Source organism: Pseudomonas sp. GW821-FHT09C08 (genome assembly GCF_059418125.1).
Genome location: NZ_JBWKPG010000001.1, coordinates 1,194,972 through 1,209,652, shown reverse-complemented (window position 1 = coordinate 1,209,652; position 14,681 = coordinate 1,194,972). Strand labels below are relative to the sequence as shown.

Genomic DNA, 14,681 nt, shown 5'->3' with positions numbered 1-14,681 from the left:
GTTATTCTGGTGTGCCCGCATGGAAATCAAGGTCAACTTTCTCGACAATCTCCGACTTGAAGCCAAGTTCGATGATTTCACGGTCATTGCCGACCAGCCTATTCGCTACAAGGGCGATGGCTCGGCGCCGGGGCCTTTCGATTACTTCCTGGCGTCATCGGCATTGTGCGCGGCGTACTTCGTGAAGTTGTATTGCCAGACGCGCAATATCCCCACTGACAATATTCGCCTGTCGCAGAACAACATCGTCGACCCGGAAAACCGCTATAACCAGATCTTCAAGATCCAGGTTGAATTACCCGCCGATATTTCCGACAAAGATCGCCAGGGCATCCTGCGTTCCATCGACCGTTGCACCGTGAAGAAAGTCGTGCAGGCCGGTCCCGAGTTTGTGATCGAAGAAGTCGACAACCTCGACGCCGACGCCCAGGCGTTGTTGATGCCTGGCGTGGGCACCGAAGCCGGCACCTATATCGCCGGCAAGGACCTGCCGCTGGAGCAGACCATCGCCAACATGTCGGCGATCCTCGCCGGCCTGGGGATGAAGATCGAGATCGCGTCGTGGCGCAATATCGTGCCCAACGTTTGGTCGCTGCATATCCGCGATGCGCATTCGCCGATGTGCTTCACCAATGGCAAGGGCGCGACCAAAGAGGGCGCACTGGCCTCGGCGCTGGGCGAATTCATCGAGCGGCTCAACTGCAACTTCTTCTACAACGACCAGTTCTGGGGCGAAGAGCTGGCCAACGCGCCATTCGTGCATTACCCGGACGAACGCTGGTTCCAGCCGGGTCGCAAGGATGAGCTGCCGAGCGAAATCCTCGATGCCTACTGCCTGAAGATCTACAACCGCGACGGCGAGTTGCGCGGCTCGCACCTGTACGACACCAACTCCGGCAATGAAGAACGCGGCATCGTTTCGCTGCCCTTCGTGCGTCAGTCGGACGGCGGAGTGGTGTACTTCCCCTCCAACCTGATCGAAAACCTCTACCTCAGCAACGGCATGAGCGCCGGCAACACCCTGGCCGAAGCCCAGGTGCAGTGCCTGTCGGAGATCTTCGAGCGCGCGGTGAAACGCGAAATCATCGAAGGTGAATTCGCCCTGCCGGATGTACCGGCCGAGGTGCTGGCCAAATACCCGAGCATCCTCGCCGGTATCCAGGGCCTGGAAGCCCAGGGCTTCCCCGTACTGGTCAAGGACGCGTCCCTGGGCGGTGAATTCCCGGTGATGTGCGTGACCCTGATGAACCCGCGCACCGGCGGCGTATTCGCCTCGTTCGGCGCACACCCGAGCCTGGAAGTCGCGCTGGAGCGCAGCCTCACCGAGCTGCTCCAGGGCCGCAGTTTCGAAGGCTTGAACGATCTGCCCCAGCCGACTTTCGAAGGCCACGCAGTGACCGAGCCGAACAACTTCGTCGAGCACTTCATCGACTCCAGCGGCGTGGTCTCGTGGCGCTTCTTCAGTGCCCAGTCGGACTACGAATTCGTCGAGTGGGACTTCTCCGGCCAGGGGGAAAACTCCAACGCCGAAGAAGCCGCGACGCTGTTCGGCATTCTGGAAGGTATGGGCAAAGAGTCCTACATGGCCGTGTACGAACACCTCGGCGCCACGGCCTGCCGCATCCTGGTGCCGGACTACTCGGAAATCTACCCGGTGGATGACCTGATCTGGGACAACACCAACAAGGCGCTGTTTTTCCGCGCCGATATCCTCAACCTGCACAGCCTCGACGACGAGGCGCTGCAGGCACTGGCCGAGCGCCTGGTGGAAAGCGAGCTGGACGACTACACCGACATCACCACCTTGATCGGCATCGAGTTCGACGACAACACCGCGTGGGGCCAGTTGACCATCCTGGAGCTGAAGCTGCTGATCTACCTCGCCCTCAAGCAGTACGAAGAGGCCAAGGAGTGCGTGGAGATGTTCCTGCAGTACAACGACAACACCGTCGAACGCGGGCTGTTCTACCAGGCAGTGAACGCGGTGCTGGAGATGGAACTGGACGAAGACCTGGAGCTGGCGGACTACGAGGCCAACTTCCGCCGCATGTTTGGCAATGAGCGGATGGACGCGGTGATCGGCTCGGTCGAGGGCAGCGTGCGCTTCTACGGGCTGACGCCCACCAGTATGAAGCTGGAAGGGCTGGACCGGCATCTGCGCCTGATCGACAGCTACAAGAAACTGCACAGCGCACGGGCCAATGTAACGTCAAGCTGATGGACTTATGTGGGAGCTTGGCCGGCGATTGCATCACCGCGAAGCACCTGGTGCACCGCGGTGTCTGCATCGCCGGCCAAGCTCCCACAAAGGCTCGTTTCTTCGGTTAGATCTGCGCCAACGCCTGGGCCAGGTCGGCGCGCAAATCCTCCACATCCTCGACCCCCACTGACAACCGTACCAACCCATCGCCGATCCCCAACTGCGCGCGCGTGGCGGCGGGGATGCTGGCGTGAGTCATGATCGCCGGGTGCTCGATCAGGCTCTCCACGCCGCCGAGGCTTTCGGCCAGGGCGAAGATCTTGACGTTCTCCAGGAAGCGCGTGGCGCCGGCCAGGTCGCTGTTGAGGTCCACCGAGATCATCCCGCCAAACCCACGCATCTGTTTGCGCGCCAGTTCATGCTGGGGGTGGGACGTGAGGCCCGGATAGTACACCCGCGCCACTTGCGGTTGCTGTTCCAGCCAGGTGGCGAGGTCGAAGGCGTTGCTGCAATGGCGTTCCATGCGCAGCGCCAGGGTTTTCACGCCGCGCAGGGTCAGGAAGGCGTCGAAGGGGCCGGCGATGGCGCCGACTGAGTTCTGCAGGAAGCCCAGGCGTTCGGCGAGCGCGGGGTTGTCGCCGACGATGGCGATGCCGCCGATCACGTCGGAGTGGCCATTGAGGTACTTGGTGGTGGAGTGCACCACCACATCAAAGCCCAGCTCCAGCGGACGCTGGATCCACGGGCTGGCGAAGGTGTTGTCGGCCACGCAGATGATGTCGCGGTCGCGGCAGATACGTGCGATCGCGCTGAGGTCGGTGAGGCTCAGCAGCGGGTTGCTCGGGGTTTCGACCCAGACCATGCGCGTGTCGTCCTGCAACGAGGCTTCGAAAGCCGACAGGTCACTCAGGTCGACAAAGCTGAAGCGGTGCCCGGCGCTGCGTTGGCGCACTTTGTCGAATAAACGGAAGGTACCGCCGTACAAGTCATTGCCGGAGACGATATGAGCGCCGGCGTCGAGCAGTTCCAGCACGGTGGAAATCGCCGCCAGCCCGGACGCAAAGGCAAACGCCTGGCTGCCGCCTTCGAGGTCGGCGACGCAGCGTTCCAGGGCAAAGCGCGTGGGGTTGTGGGAGCGGCCATAGTCGAAGCCCTTGTGTACGCCGGGGCTGTCTTGCAGGTAGGTGGAGTTGGCGTAGATCGGTGGCATCAGCGCGCCCGTGGTCGGGTCGGGTGATTGCCCGGCGTGGATCACGCGGGTGGCAAATGCACTTTTATCGGGCTGACTCATACAAGGGATCTCCGCAGGTGGTTAAGCAGGTCGACGCGCGTGATCAGGCCGTGGAAGCCCGAGGCGTCGGCGATTATGGCGACCAGGCCGCGATCCAGTTCCGCCTGCAGTTCGGCGAGGCTGGCGCTGGGGGCCAGGGTCTGCAGGTGATCGGTCATGGCGCTGGCGACGACCATGGAAAAATCTGCCGCGTCGTGATGCAGGCCGAGCAGGATGTCGGACTCGTCGATGACGCCGACCAGGGTCTGGCCGTCGACCAGTACCGGCAGTTGCGAGACATCCGCCAGGCGCATGCGCTGGAAGGCGGTGAGCAGGGTGTCGTCGGGGCTCACGCTGATCACGCGGCCATCTTCGAAGCGCCGCGCGATCAGGTCGCGCAGGTCGCCGTAGTGTTTGTATTGCAACAAGCCGGCGTCGTTCATCCACTGGTCGTTGTAGACCTTCGACAGGTAGCGCGTGCCGGTGTCGCACACAAAGGTCACCACGCGCTTGGGTTCGGTCTGTTCGCGGCAATAGCGCAGGGCGGCGGCGAGCAGGGTGCCGGTGGAGGAACCGCCGAGAATGCCCTCGGCCTTGAGCAGTTGGCGCGCGTGGTCGAAGCTTTCTTCATCGCTGATGGAGTAGGCGTGGCGCACGCTGGAGAGGTCGGCAATCGAGGGGATGAAGTCTTCGCCGATGCCTTCCACGGCCCAGGAACCGGGAGTTTCCAGCTGGCCGCTGCGGCTGTATTCGGCCATCACCGAGCCCACCGGGTCGGCCAGGACCATTTCCAGTTCCGGTTGGACGCGCTTGAAGAAGCGGGTCAGGCCGGTGAGGGTGCCGGCCGAGCCGACGCCCACCACGATTGCGTCGACATCATGTTGGGTCTGCGCCCAGATTTCCGGCGCGGTGCTGGTTTCGTGGGCCAGGGGGTTGGCCGGGTTGTTGAACTGGTCGGCAAAGAATGAGCCGGGAATATCCTTGGCCAGGCGCGCGGCCACGTCCTGGTAGTACTCGGGGTGGCCCTTGCCCACGTCGGAGCGGGTGATATGCACTTCGGCGCCCATGGCCTTGAGGTGCAGCACCTTTTCCGTGGACATCTTGTCGGGCACCACCAGCACCACCCGATAGCCCTTCGCCCGGCCGACCAACGCCAGGCCCAGGCCAGTGTTGCCGGCGGTGGCTTCGATAATGGTGCCACCTTCGCGCAGGCGGCCGTCGCGTTCGGCGGCGTCGATCATGGCCAGGCCGATGCGGTCCTTGATGGAGCCACCGGGGTTCTGTGATTCAAGTTTGAGAAAGAGTGTGCAGGGGCCGGTATCGAAACGGCTGACCCGAACCAGCGGCGTATTGCCGATCAGCTCGAGGACGGCGGGGCGGGAAAGCGTGGGCATGTCTTCACCTGATTGCGAATGGGATGGACAGCAAAATGCACGGCATGGCTTGGAACATAGGCCGGTATCGGGCGGGTCGCAACCGCGCGGTCCGCTGAATGTCTTTTTTTGGCGCATGGGCGATGGGTGGGTGCGCTATCAGCGGGCAGGGTTTGAGTGCATGCCCGCGCATTCATTGGGTTTCGAGGTTGGCCTGGGGTTTGCTTCCACTTATCCAAACTTGGATACAAGATGGAGTTTCCCATGCACAACGCGTTTGGCTGGACCCTCGGCGAGTGGCTTGACGGCTACCGTAGCGGCAGCATCACCCCGGATATTCTGCTGACCCTCGCCGCTGAGTACCCCGGCGACGACAACGCCTGGATCGCCCGTGCGACCCCGGCGCAGCTGACCGAACAACTGGCGCAGTTGAGCGCGCGCCTGGCGGCGGTGGACGGTGATGTCACCCAGCTGGCGCTGTATGGCGTGCCATTCGCAATCAAGGACAATATCGATGCGGCCGGCTGGGAGACCACGGCGGCCTGTCCCGAATTTGCCTACACGGCGGCGCAGGATGCATCTGTAGTCCAACGGCTGCGCGAAGCCGGCGCGATCCTGATGGGCAAGACCAACCTCGATCAGTTCGCCACGGGCCTGGTGGGCACACGCTCGCCCTACGGCGCGGTGGGCAATAGCTTTGACGCGGATTACGTCAGCGGAGGCTCCAGCTCAGGCTCGGCGTCGGTGGTGGCGCGTGGGCTGGTGGCGTTTTCCCTGGGCACCGACACCGCAGGCTCCGGGCGCGTGCCGGCGGGGTTCAACAATATCGTCGGGTTGAAACCGACCAAGGGCCGCCTGTCCAATACCGGGCTGGTGCCGGCGTGCCGCACCGTGGATTGCATCTCGGTGTTTGCGTTGACCGTCGAATGCGCCGAAAGCGTGATGCGCGTTGCTGAGGGCTACGATGCCAGCGACGCCTATTCGCGTGTGGACCCGCATACCGCACCAGTCGCGGTGGGGGCGGCGATCAAGCTGGCGATTCCGGCGAGCCTGGAGTTTTTTGGCGATACCCTTAACCAGGCGGTGTTTGAGCACGCGGTGCAAGGCTTCAAGGCACTGGGCGCGGTGATCACCCCGGTGGACTTCAGCGCGTTCAAGGCCCTCGCGGACCAGTTGTATTTCGGCCCGTGGGTCGCCGAGCGTACCGTCGCCCTGGAACGCATGCTTGAGCAGCAACCGGAGGCGATCAACCCGGTGGTGCGCGGCATTGTCGAGAGTGGCCGCCAGTACAGCGCGTGCGACGCCTACAAGGCTGAGTACTTGCGGGCCGAGCTGAGCCGGCGCATCAACGACACGCTGGCGGGTTTCGACGCGTTGCTGGTGCCCACGTCGCCAACCCTTCGCACCCAGGCGGAAATGGCCCAGGAGCCGGTGCGCTATAACTCGCAGTTCGGCTATTACACCAACTTCACCAATCTCGCCGACCTGTCGGCCCTGGCGCTCCCGGCGGGCCTGCGCAGCGATGGGTTGCCCAGCGGCATCACCTTGCTGGCACCGGCCTGGCACGACACGGCCTTGGCCCACCTGGGCAAACGCTGGCAGGCCAGCCTGGACCTGCCCTTGGGCGCCACCGAACGTTATTTGCCCGCGCCGGCCACCGCGCTGCAGGCGCCTGGCAGCGTGCGGGTGGCGGTAGTGGGCGCGCACCTGACCGGCATGCCGCTGAACGTGCAGCTGACCTCGCGTAACGCGGTGCTGGTGGAGCAGACCCTGACGGCCGACAACTATCGGCTCTATGCCCTGCCGGGCACCGTGCCACCCAAGCCTGGGCTGGCCAAGGCAGACAGCGGGCGTGCGATTGTTGTCGAGCTGTGGGATATGCCGATTGCGCGCTTCGGTGAATTCGTCGCCGAGATCCCGGCGCCCTTGGGGATCGGCAATCTGCTGCTGGCGGATGGGCGCAGCGTCAAAGGTTTTATCTGCGAGCCCTGGGCCCTGGCCGACGCCCTCGACATCACCGAGTTTGGCGGCTGGCGCGCCTTTATTGCGAGCCGGGGGTAGGCATGCAACTGGCGACGACGACAACCGCCAAGCCACGACCGGACAGCCTGGCTGAACAGGTCTATGCGCAGCTCAAGGCGGATATTTTCGAGTTCCGCCTGCTGCCGGGCGATCGCTTCAGCGAAGGTGATGTGGCTATGCGCATGCAGGCCAGCCGTACCCCGGTGCGCCAGGCGCTTTATCGCCTGGAGAAGGAAGGGTACGTGCAGGTGTATTTTCGCAGCGGCTGGCAGGTCAAGCCGTTCGACTTCGCGTATTTCGAAGAGCTGTATGACGTGCGCATTGTGCTGGAACTGGCAGCGGTCAGCCGCTTGTGCGCGATGGACGAACCGAGCCCTGTATTGCAGGCCTTGCAGGCGATCTGGCAGGTAGAAGCCGGGGAGCGTCTGCAGGACACCCAGGCCGTCTCGGCGCTGGATGAGCGTTTTCATTGTGACCTGGTGCACGCCACGGGCAATGGCGAAATGGCGCGTATGCATTACGCCATTACGGAAAAAATCCGCATCATCCGCCGGCTCGACTTTACCCAGGCGTCACGCATTGCGGCGACGTACGAGGAGCACGGGCAAATCCTCGCGGCCATCCTGCAACGCCAGGCCGATCAGGCGCAGCACCTGCTCAAGCGTCATATTGAACTGAGTAAACAGGCCGTGCGCGAGATCACGCTGCACAGGTTGCATATGGCGAGGCAGGGTTGAGGTTCTGAATCAGGCTGAGCTGTTGTGGCAAGTGGGGGGGTGTGGCAAGCAGGCTTTGTTGTGGCAAGCAGGCCTTTTTGTGGCAGGCAAGCTTTTTTGTGGTGAGCGCGCTTGTTGTGGCGAGCGGGCTTGCCCCGCGTTGGGCTGCGAAGCAGCCCCAGTCCGCCAGATGCGGTGTGTCAGGCAATTCTCGGTGGATGGTTTTGGGGCTGCTGCGCAGCCCAACGCGGGGCAAGCCCGCTCACCACAAAAAAGCCCGCTCACCAGAAAAATGCGGGCCCTGGCACCAAGAGGCCTGTATATCAGCGCTTATGCGCGAACTCCAGGAAGCTCGCGCAACCGTGTCACCACCGCCTCGCTGGCCCGTTGCATCGGGGCGCGCAGCTCGTCGCTGATCAAACCTTCAAGGGCCAGCGCTGCCTTCACCGGTGCCGGGTTGGGCTCCATGAACATCGTGTTGATCAACGGCACCAATTCCAAAAACGTCGTCCGGGCCTCGGTCAGTTGGTTATCACGTACCTGCTGCCACAGCGCCACAAACTCTGCGGTACGCACATGCGCCGATGCCGCAATCGCACCGCTGGCACCCAGGCACAGCGCATTGAAGATCTGGATATCCTCGCCGCACAACACATCCACCGCACCACTGGCCAGTAGCGCCAGGGTGGTGTCCAGGTTGCCGCCGCAATCCTTGATCGCCACGATGCGTTCGTGCGCGACGATGTTGAGCAAGGTCGCCTGCTCGAAGGTCACGCCGGTGCGGTAGGGAATGTCGTAGAGAATGATCGGCGCGCTGGACGCGTCGGCCACCGTGCGAAAGAACGCTTCAAGGCCGGCCTGGGACGGGCGGATGTAGCTCGGCGCGGGCACCAGCAGGCCAGCCACCGGGCGCTTGAGGACCTCGCCCTGGAACTGCAGCAGTTCACTCTGGTTATTGCCCGCCAGGCCCATTACCACGCGGTGCGCCGGCACCCATTGCAACACCGCGTCGAGCACGGCCAGTTGTTCCGCACGGCTCAGCGACGCCGCTTCGCCGGTGGTGGTACACACCATGATTCCGGCTACGTGCTGTTCCAGCAGGTGGTTGACCAGCCGGTGCAGGCCGATGAAATCGATGGCGCCGTCGTGGAACGGCGTGACTACGGGAACCCAGATACCTTGAAACGAGGACATGCATTTTCTCCTGATGATTGACCGCTTGAGTCACCGTCAGAAGGGCATGGGGAATTGTGCAAAGGGGGAGGGAGTCCGTCGCGCTCAATGTCCTGTCAGCTCATCTGACGGGACAGCGCGCCCCGGTCACATGAGCGACTGTTTCTTCGATTTGAGGGCGTGCGCAACGCAACCTTGCGCCTTGGCAATCAAGCCAACGGCGGAAAGGTTAACGGAGGACATTGCGGACATTGACTGACACACCCTGAATAAGGCCTCCATCTTCATGGAATATTACAGGGTGTGTCAACGATGTTTATTCGGCGCTGTTATTCGAATCGATCGATGCGCGAATCGGAGTAGAAAAACTCATTCTTGTCCGTGCTGGACTCGTGGAAATACGCATAGTCGGTCAGGTAGAACAGGTGGTTGACGCGGTTGTACTTGTCGTCGTCGGTACGGCACGACAAGGCCTTGGCGCTGCCCAGCAGCTTGGGATTGAGTTCACTCGCCGGCAATTCGCGCTCGACCACGCAGCGCGTGACCTGCTGCTTGTTGTAGCTGCCGAGCAAGCTGTTGAGGGTCGAGCGGTTGATCTGGTAGACCACCGTGTCGCCGACCGGCAGTTCCTTCCAGTTACCGGTGAGGCTCAGCTGGGTCAGCGTCGAGCTTTCGGCCATGCTCGAGAAGGTCGACTTGGACACCAGTTCGATCAGGTTGCGCCAGCTCACCGACTGCGACTCGTAGCCATCGCCACGCAGGGCGATCGCCTGCTGGCCGCTCGCCGCGTCCTGGCTGATGAACTGCTCGATGGTCGAATTGCTGGTCTTGCCTTTCATGGTCGAGGTGCCGGTGAAGTGTACGTACTTCAGGGTGCGCGCCGGCTTGTCCTGCTTGAACGGCGCCAACGCGGCGAGGACTTGTGGCTGCACCGAGGTCAAGGCGATGTTGGCCGGCGCTTTCAGGCGCGGCTTGAACACCGGCAGCGCGGCGATTTTCTCTGGGGTGGCGCAGACATGCTTGAACAGCAACTCGTAGTCGTCGTTGCTGCCGGCCATCGCGCGTGGCGTCGGGAAGCTGTCGACGCGGCCGTCGCTGACACGATTGCGTGCGTCCAGGTCATACCCGGCCAGTTCCTTGTAGGTGCCGTTTGCGCAGGACACCGCAAAGTGCTCGCGTTTTTGCGCGTACGGCGCGTCGTAGGGCAGGTCGTTGAGTACCGTGGGGTTATCGAACGCCGCCCAGAAGCGGGTTTCACCCTGCACGGTCTTGACGCTGGCGGCGTCGATCAGCACCCAGTTATCGCGATCGTCGCTCTTGACCAGGCGCCAGTCAGGCTTGGGCGTCTCGGCACAGGCACGCACGAAGGTCGGGTTGGCGGCCAACTTTGCATACAGGTCGGCGGACAGCTCGCGCGCTTTGCTGTAGCGCCCGGCTTTCAGCGGATAGACACGCTGCGAGCCGTCGATGTACAGCAGGTACAGTTGTGGCGACGAGCACGCGGCTTCGAACTGCATGGTAGGGCGCATGCCGGTTTTGAATTCGGGCATCAGCACTTCGAAACTCAGCAGGTCGCCTTCGCGCACGATGCTGTTCTCGACCAGCGGTTGGCCCAAGGTAACGGCGAACATTTGGTCGACTCTGTTGGCCTGGGTGGCGCAACCGGACAAGGTGGCAATGCCACCGGCAAGCAATAGGGAAGTTAAAACGCGCACAAGAGCCTCATTGAGTCCATTCGGGGATGTAAGGGTGACGGCAGGGGAGTGTCAATCTTTAAGGTTATCGCATCGGGGCCTCAGGGACCTAACCCCAAGGCCCGCCGTTGCTTAGCCCTTGATGGCGGCTTCAATGGCGGCAATGTCGATTTTGGTCATGGTCATCATCGCGTCGAAGGCACGCTTGGCGATCTTCTGGTCCGGATTGGAGACGGCGGCGGTCAATACCCTTGGCGAGATCTGCCACGACAGCCCCCATTTGTCCTTGCACCAACCACAGACGCTGGCCTGGCCGCCGTTGTCGATGATTGCATTCCAGTACCGGTCGGTTTCCGCCTGATCATCGGTGGCCACCTGAAAGGAAAACGCCTCGGAGTGCGTGAAGATCGGGCCGCCATTCAGACCGATGCACGGGATGCCCATCACCGTGAACTCCACGGTCAGCACATCACCCTGCTTGCCGGAAGGGTAGTCGCCGGGTGCCAGGTGCACGGCATCGACCGTGCTGTCCGGGAAGGTGCTGGCATAGAAGCGGGCAGCCTCCTCGGCGGCGCCGTGGTACCAGAGGCAGAGGGTGTTCTTGCGTTTCATGGTCGGTCTCCACAGGTGACGGGTGTATGGAGTCTAGACGCCGAGCTGCGCTTCGATAGCCGCCTTGTCGATCACCGACCATACGTGCGCAAACCGGCCGTCGAGCACTTCATAAAACACGTTTTCATCGAATTTCACCTGCCGGCCATTGATCGGCAGCCCGAAGAATTCGCCCCTGGGCGTGACGTTGAAATTCAGCCGGCTGGCCACCGTGGGCGGGTCGGCGACCAGCAGTTGGATGCGAAATACCAGGTCGGGGATTTCGCGGAAGTCACGCTCCAGCATCGCGCGGTAACCGTCGAGGCCGACCCGTGTGGCGTTGTAGGTCACGTCCGGGTGGACGAAGTCGCCCAGGCGATCCCAGTCCTGCTGGTTGAGGCAGTCAATGTAGCCTCGGTAAAGGTCGGCGAGTTCGTTGCGGGTCATGTGCAGGCTCCTCGGTCAAAAGCGCTCGTCCAGAATCGCCGGCAGGGTGATGTCCTTGACGAAACTGGCGGAAGACAGACTCAGCGTCATGCGCACCACCTGTACCACATCGTGCACGGGAATCGAGTGGCCTTCACCGCGTTGCTCGGCCACCGCACGCGGTGTGCTCAAGGGGTCTTCGGTGTTGAGGTAGCCGAGGTTCAGGCAGGTGACGCCCAGGCGTTGCTGGCGATAGCCTTCACGCAGGGCATCGGCGATACCGCGCAAGGCGAACTTGGAAGCTCCGAAGGCAACCTCAGGCCGGCCACTTTGCGGCAGGCCGGAAGTGGAGCCGGTCAGGATGATGCGTGGATTTTTGCTCTTCAGCAGCACCGGCAACAGCCGCTTGATCAGCAGGATCGTCGAGGTGATGTTGCAATTGACGATGGCTTCCAACTGGTCATCGTCGTCAGCCAGGAACGCGTAAGCCGGGTCAAACGCCAGTGCCTCCCAGATGCCGAGGTTGTAGATCAGCGTGTCCAGGCCGTCATCGGCTATTGCGTCTGCGATGACTTGCGCTGCCTTGGCCGGCTCCGCGAGGTTGGCCTCGACCCAGCGCACCTGCACGCCGGCCCGTTGCTCCAGGTGTCCGGGATGGGAGCGGGACACGCCGATCAGCGTGTCCCCAGGCTCACCAAGCCCCTCGATCAGGGCCTTGCCCAACCCTTTGCTTGCACCGACCACCATGGTTTTCATTGAGTGTCTCCTTGACTGGGAAATCCGCTGAGGCGAGCAAGCTTACGCCCGACGCGCCATCAACAACACCGTCGCCGCTGCCGACAACAGCCCCGCGCAGCAACGATTGAAGATCCGTTTGCCGCGTGGCTCGGCGAACCAGCGCCGCATATGCAGGCCCATATAGGCGTAGGCGCTGATAGCAATCCATTCGAGCATCAGGAACAACGCACCCAGCAGCGCAAATTGCGGCGTGATCGGCTGCCCCGGCACCACGAACTGCGGGAGGAACGCGGTGAAGATCAAAATTGCCTTCGGATTACCGGCCGCGACCAGAAACTCCTGGCGCGCCAACGCCCACAATCCCACCTTGGCCGCGGTCGATTGCGCCTCTGCCTCGGGATTCGCCCGCCACAGCTGAAACGCCAGGTAGAACAGATACGCCGCGCCCACGATCTTGATCGCGTAGAACAACAACTCTGAGGTTTGCAGCACCACCGCAAGGCCGGCGGAGGCGAGGGCGATCATGCCGGCGAAGGCCAGCAAGCGGCCGATCCCCGCGAGGCACGAGGTGCGGTAGCCGTAGCGGGTGGAGTTGCTCACGGACAGCAGGTTGTTCGGGCCAGGCGCCATGTTCAGGGCGAAGCAGGCAGGGAGGAAAAGGGCGAGGGTGGCGAGGTCCATGGCGGCTCCGGTTCTCGGGTCTGGGGAGAAGGAGGATAACGGCAGTCGGTGCGGTTGAGCCAGCGCAAGGGCGGCCGTCGTAGAGACTCACACCTCGGTGTGCGTGGCGAGGTTGCAATATTGTCCTTTGAAATACAGCAATGGCTGCGTGGCAGCGGTCTCTTGCAGGTTCAACGCTTTCACTTCACCGATCACGATCAGGTGGTCACCTGCGGCGTATTCGGCATGAATTTCGCAATCAAGCCAGTGCAGGCTGCCGCCAAGAAGCGGATTGCCCAGCGGCGATGCCTGCCATTCGACGCCGTGCCATTTGTCGGTGCCGCGGCGAGCGAACTGGTTGGAAATCGTGACTTGTTCACCGGACAGGATATTCACGGCGAACCGGCCCGCCTGGCGGATTCTGGGGTAGCTGGCCGAACTCGACATCACGCTGAAAGACACCAGCGGTGGGCTCACCGACACGCTGTAGAACGACTGGCAAGTGAAGCCAATGGGCTCGCCATCCACGTGTGACGTAATCACGGTGATACCGGATGCGTAGTGCCCGAGCGCTTCGCGAAAGCTCAATGGCTCGATAGCCATGTTGGCGAGTGACATGGTAGGTCCTGGATAAGGGCGGCAGCTTGATCGTGGTGAGAAAAGCCTGGGGGCGACTGGATGTTTGGCGGGCTGCAGGCTTCAGGGAGTCTTTTTCAGAATCTCCCTGAAACTTTCACCGGCCTGGATCACCCAGCCTATGGCTGGAGCCGTGAACTCACGTGTTCAAGAGTTCTCGTCGAACGATTTCTGCGCCTGCACTGAGCGCGTTCAGTTTGCCTCTCGCTACGCGACGCGGTAGGGGCGCCATGCCGCAGTTGGTGCACGGATAGAGCTTGTCGGCATCGACAAACTGCAGGGCTTTGCGCAGGGTGTTGGCGACTTCCTCGGGTGTCTCGATGGTGTCGGTTGCCACGTCGATGGCGCCAACCATCACCTTTTTACCCCGGATGAGTTCAATCAACTCCATCGGGACATGAGAGTTGTGACATTCCAGCGAGATGATGTCGATGCTGGATTTTTGCAGCTTGGGGAAGGCCTCTTCATATTGACGCCATTCCGAGCCCAGGGTCTTTTTCCAATCGGTATTGGCCTTGATGCCGTAGCCATAGCAAATATGCACAGCGGTTTCGCACTTGAGGCCTTCGATTGCCCTTTCCAGGGTTGCCACTCCCCAATCGTTGACTTCGTCAAAGAAAACGTTAAAAGCGGGCTCGTCGAATTGAATAATGTCGACGCCAGCCGCTTCCAGCTCCCTGGCTTCCTGATTGAGGATTTTGGCGAATTCCCACGCGAGTTTTTCGCGACTCTTGTAGTGGTTGTCATAAAGCGTATCGATCATGGTCATCGGGCCTGGCAACGCCCACTTGATCGGTTGCTGGGTCTGCTGACGCAGAAACTTGGCATCTTCAACAAACACCGGCTTTTGGCGGCTCACCGCGCCCACCACTGTCGGCACGCTCGCGTCATAACGATCACGAATCCTGACCGTCTCGCGTTTCTCGAAATCTACGCCGCTGAGGTGCTCGATGAACGTCGTGACGAAATGTTGGCGTGTTTGCTCACCGTCACTGACGATGTCAATGCCGGCGTGTTGTTGCTCTTGCAGCGCCAAACGCAACGCATCCTGCTTGCCCTCGATCAATGCCTCATCCTGCAGCTTCCAGGGTGACCACAGTGTCTCCGGTTGTGCGAGCCAGGAGGGTTTCGGCAAGCTGCCAGCCGTGGAGGTGGGTAACAATTTTTTCATTCGGGATAACC

At 61.9% G+C, this 14,681-nt stretch carries 13 protein-coding genes; 3 read left to right on the top strand and 10 right to left on the bottom strand.

What is annotated here, in order from left to right:
• Window positions 1–19 precede the first annotated feature (19 nt).
• A complete protein-coding gene (locus tag AC07OJ_RS05095; RefSeq protein ID WP_495094118.1) occupies window positions 20–2,218 on the top strand; it encodes an OsmC domain/YcaO domain-containing protein in 2,199 nt (732 codons plus the stop codon).
• A 106-nt stretch (window positions 2,219–2,324) separates the two neighbouring features.
• On the opposite strand, the gene AC07OJ_RS05090 is transcribed toward AC07OJ_RS05095, so the two are convergent.
• Entirely contained in the window at window positions 2,325–3,491 is a 1,167-nt protein-coding gene (locus AC07OJ_RS05090; protein WP_495094117.1) for a cystathionine gamma-synthase, read from the bottom strand.
• Window positions 3,488–4,864, bottom strand: a complete 1,377-nt coding sequence (locus AC07OJ_RS05085; RefSeq protein WP_106803684.1) for a pyridoxal-phosphate dependent enzyme — start codon at window positions 4,862–4,864, stop codon at window positions 3,488–3,490. The genes AC07OJ_RS05090 and AC07OJ_RS05085 overlap by 4 nt, the downstream gene beginning before the upstream one ends.
• Before the next feature lie 243 nt (window positions 4,865–5,107).
• On the opposite strand from AC07OJ_RS05085, the gene atzF reads away from it, so the two are divergent.
• On the top strand, window positions 5,108–6,904 hold the full coding sequence (gene atzF, locus AC07OJ_RS05080) for an allophanate hydrolase (RefSeq protein WP_495094116.1): 1,797 nt from the start codon (window positions 5,108–5,110) through the stop codon (window positions 6,902–6,904).
• 2 nt (window positions 6,905–6,906) lie between these two features.
• The gene (locus AC07OJ_RS05075) at window positions 6,907–7,602 is read left to right on the top strand and encodes a GntR family transcriptional regulator (protein ID WP_495094115.1); all 696 of its coding nucleotides are present in this window, start codon (window positions 6,907–6,909) and stop codon (window positions 7,600–7,602) included.
• A gap of 309 nt (window positions 7,603–7,911) precedes the next feature.
• Here the strand turns inward: AC07OJ_RS05075 and dapA are convergent, their stop codons facing one another.
• From dapA to AC07OJ_RS05035, 8 genes are all read right to left on the bottom strand, one after another.
• The gene (gene dapA, locus AC07OJ_RS05070; protein WP_495094114.1) at window positions 7,912–8,775 is read right to left on the bottom strand and encodes a 4-hydroxy-tetrahydrodipicolinate synthase; all 864 of its coding nucleotides are present in this window, start codon (window positions 8,773–8,775) and stop codon (window positions 7,912–7,914) included.
• A gap of 308 nt (window positions 8,776–9,083) precedes the next feature.
• Complete coding sequence (locus AC07OJ_RS05065) at window positions 9,084–10,469, bottom strand: hypothetical protein (protein ID WP_106803688.1); 1,386 nt, start codon at window positions 10,467–10,469, stop codon at window positions 9,084–9,086.
• A gap of 111 nt (window positions 10,470–10,580) precedes the next feature.
• The gene (locus AC07OJ_RS05060; protein ID WP_213553048.1) at window positions 10,581–11,060 is read right to left on the bottom strand and encodes a VOC family protein; all 480 of its coding nucleotides are present in this window, start codon (window positions 11,058–11,060) and stop codon (window positions 10,581–10,583) included.
• Window positions 11,061–11,093: 33 nt separating this feature from the next.
• Entirely contained in the window at window positions 11,094–11,486 is a 393-nt protein-coding gene (locus tag AC07OJ_RS05055; protein ID WP_106803689.1) for an ester cyclase, read from the bottom strand.
• Between the two features lie 15 nt (window positions 11,487–11,501).
• Window positions 11,502–12,221 (bottom strand): SDR family NAD(P)-dependent oxidoreductase, encoded by a 720-nt coding sequence (locus AC07OJ_RS05050; protein ID WP_065908077.1) that lies wholly within the window; start codon window positions 12,219–12,221, stop codon window positions 11,502–11,504.
• Between the two features lie 42 nt (window positions 12,222–12,263).
• Window positions 12,264–12,884 carry a LysE family translocator gene (locus tag AC07OJ_RS05045; RefSeq protein ID WP_065908079.1) on the bottom strand — a complete coding sequence of 207 codons (621 nt, stop codon included), beginning with the start codon at window positions 12,882–12,884 and terminating at the stop codon, window positions 12,264–12,266.
• A gap of 87 nt (window positions 12,885–12,971) precedes the next feature.
• Complete coding sequence (locus tag AC07OJ_RS05040; protein ID WP_106803690.1) at window positions 12,972–13,481, bottom strand: flavin reductase family protein; 510 nt, start codon at window positions 13,479–13,481, stop codon at window positions 12,972–12,974.
• Between the two features lie 157 nt (window positions 13,482–13,638).
• Entirely contained in the window at window positions 13,639–14,670 is a 1,032-nt protein-coding gene (locus AC07OJ_RS05035; RefSeq protein ID WP_495094113.1) for a methionine synthase, read from the bottom strand.
• Window positions 14,671–14,681 lie beyond the last annotated feature (11 nt).

Coding starts and splice junctions, on each gene's coding strand:
- AC07OJ_RS05075 (WP_495094115.1), top strand. CDS start 6,907: ATGCAACTGGCGACGACGACAACCGCCAAGCCACGACCGGACAGCCTG.
- AC07OJ_RS05060 (WP_213553048.1), bottom strand. CDS start 11,060: ATGAAACGCAAGAACACCCTCTGCCTCTGGTACCACGGCGCCGCCGAG.
- AC07OJ_RS05095 (WP_495094118.1), top strand. CDS start 20: ATGGAAATCAAGGTCAACTTTCTCGACAATCTCCGACTTGAAGCCAAG.
- AC07OJ_RS05040 (WP_106803690.1), bottom strand. CDS start 13,481: ATGTCACTCGCCAACATGGCTATCGAGCCATTGAGCTTTCGCGAAGCG.
- AC07OJ_RS05090 (WP_495094117.1), bottom strand. CDS start 3,491: ATGAGTCAGCCCGATAAAAGTGCATTTGCCACCCGCGTGATCCACGCC.
- atzF (WP_495094116.1), top strand. CDS start 5,108: ATGCACAACGCGTTTGGCTGGACCCTCGGCGAGTGGCTTGACGGCTAC.
- dapA (WP_495094114.1), bottom strand. CDS start 8,775: ATGTCCTCGTTTCAAGGTATCTGGGTTCCCGTAGTCACGCCGTTCCAC.
- AC07OJ_RS05085 (WP_106803684.1), bottom strand. CDS start 4,864: ATGCCCACGCTTTCCCGCCCCGCCGTCCTCGAGCTGATCGGCAATACG.
- AC07OJ_RS05035 (WP_495094113.1), bottom strand. CDS start 14,670: ATGAAAAAATTGTTACCCACCTCCACGGCTGGCAGCTTGCCGAAACCC.
- AC07OJ_RS05045 (WP_065908079.1), bottom strand. CDS start 12,884: ATGGACCTCGCCACCCTCGCCCTTTTCCTCCCTGCCTGCTTCGCCCTG.
- AC07OJ_RS05055 (WP_106803689.1), bottom strand. CDS start 11,486: ATGACCCGCAACGAACTCGCCGACCTTTACCGAGGCTACATTGACTGC.
- AC07OJ_RS05050 (WP_065908077.1), bottom strand. CDS start 12,221: ATGAAAACCATGGTGGTCGGTGCAAGCAAAGGGTTGGGCAAGGCCCTG.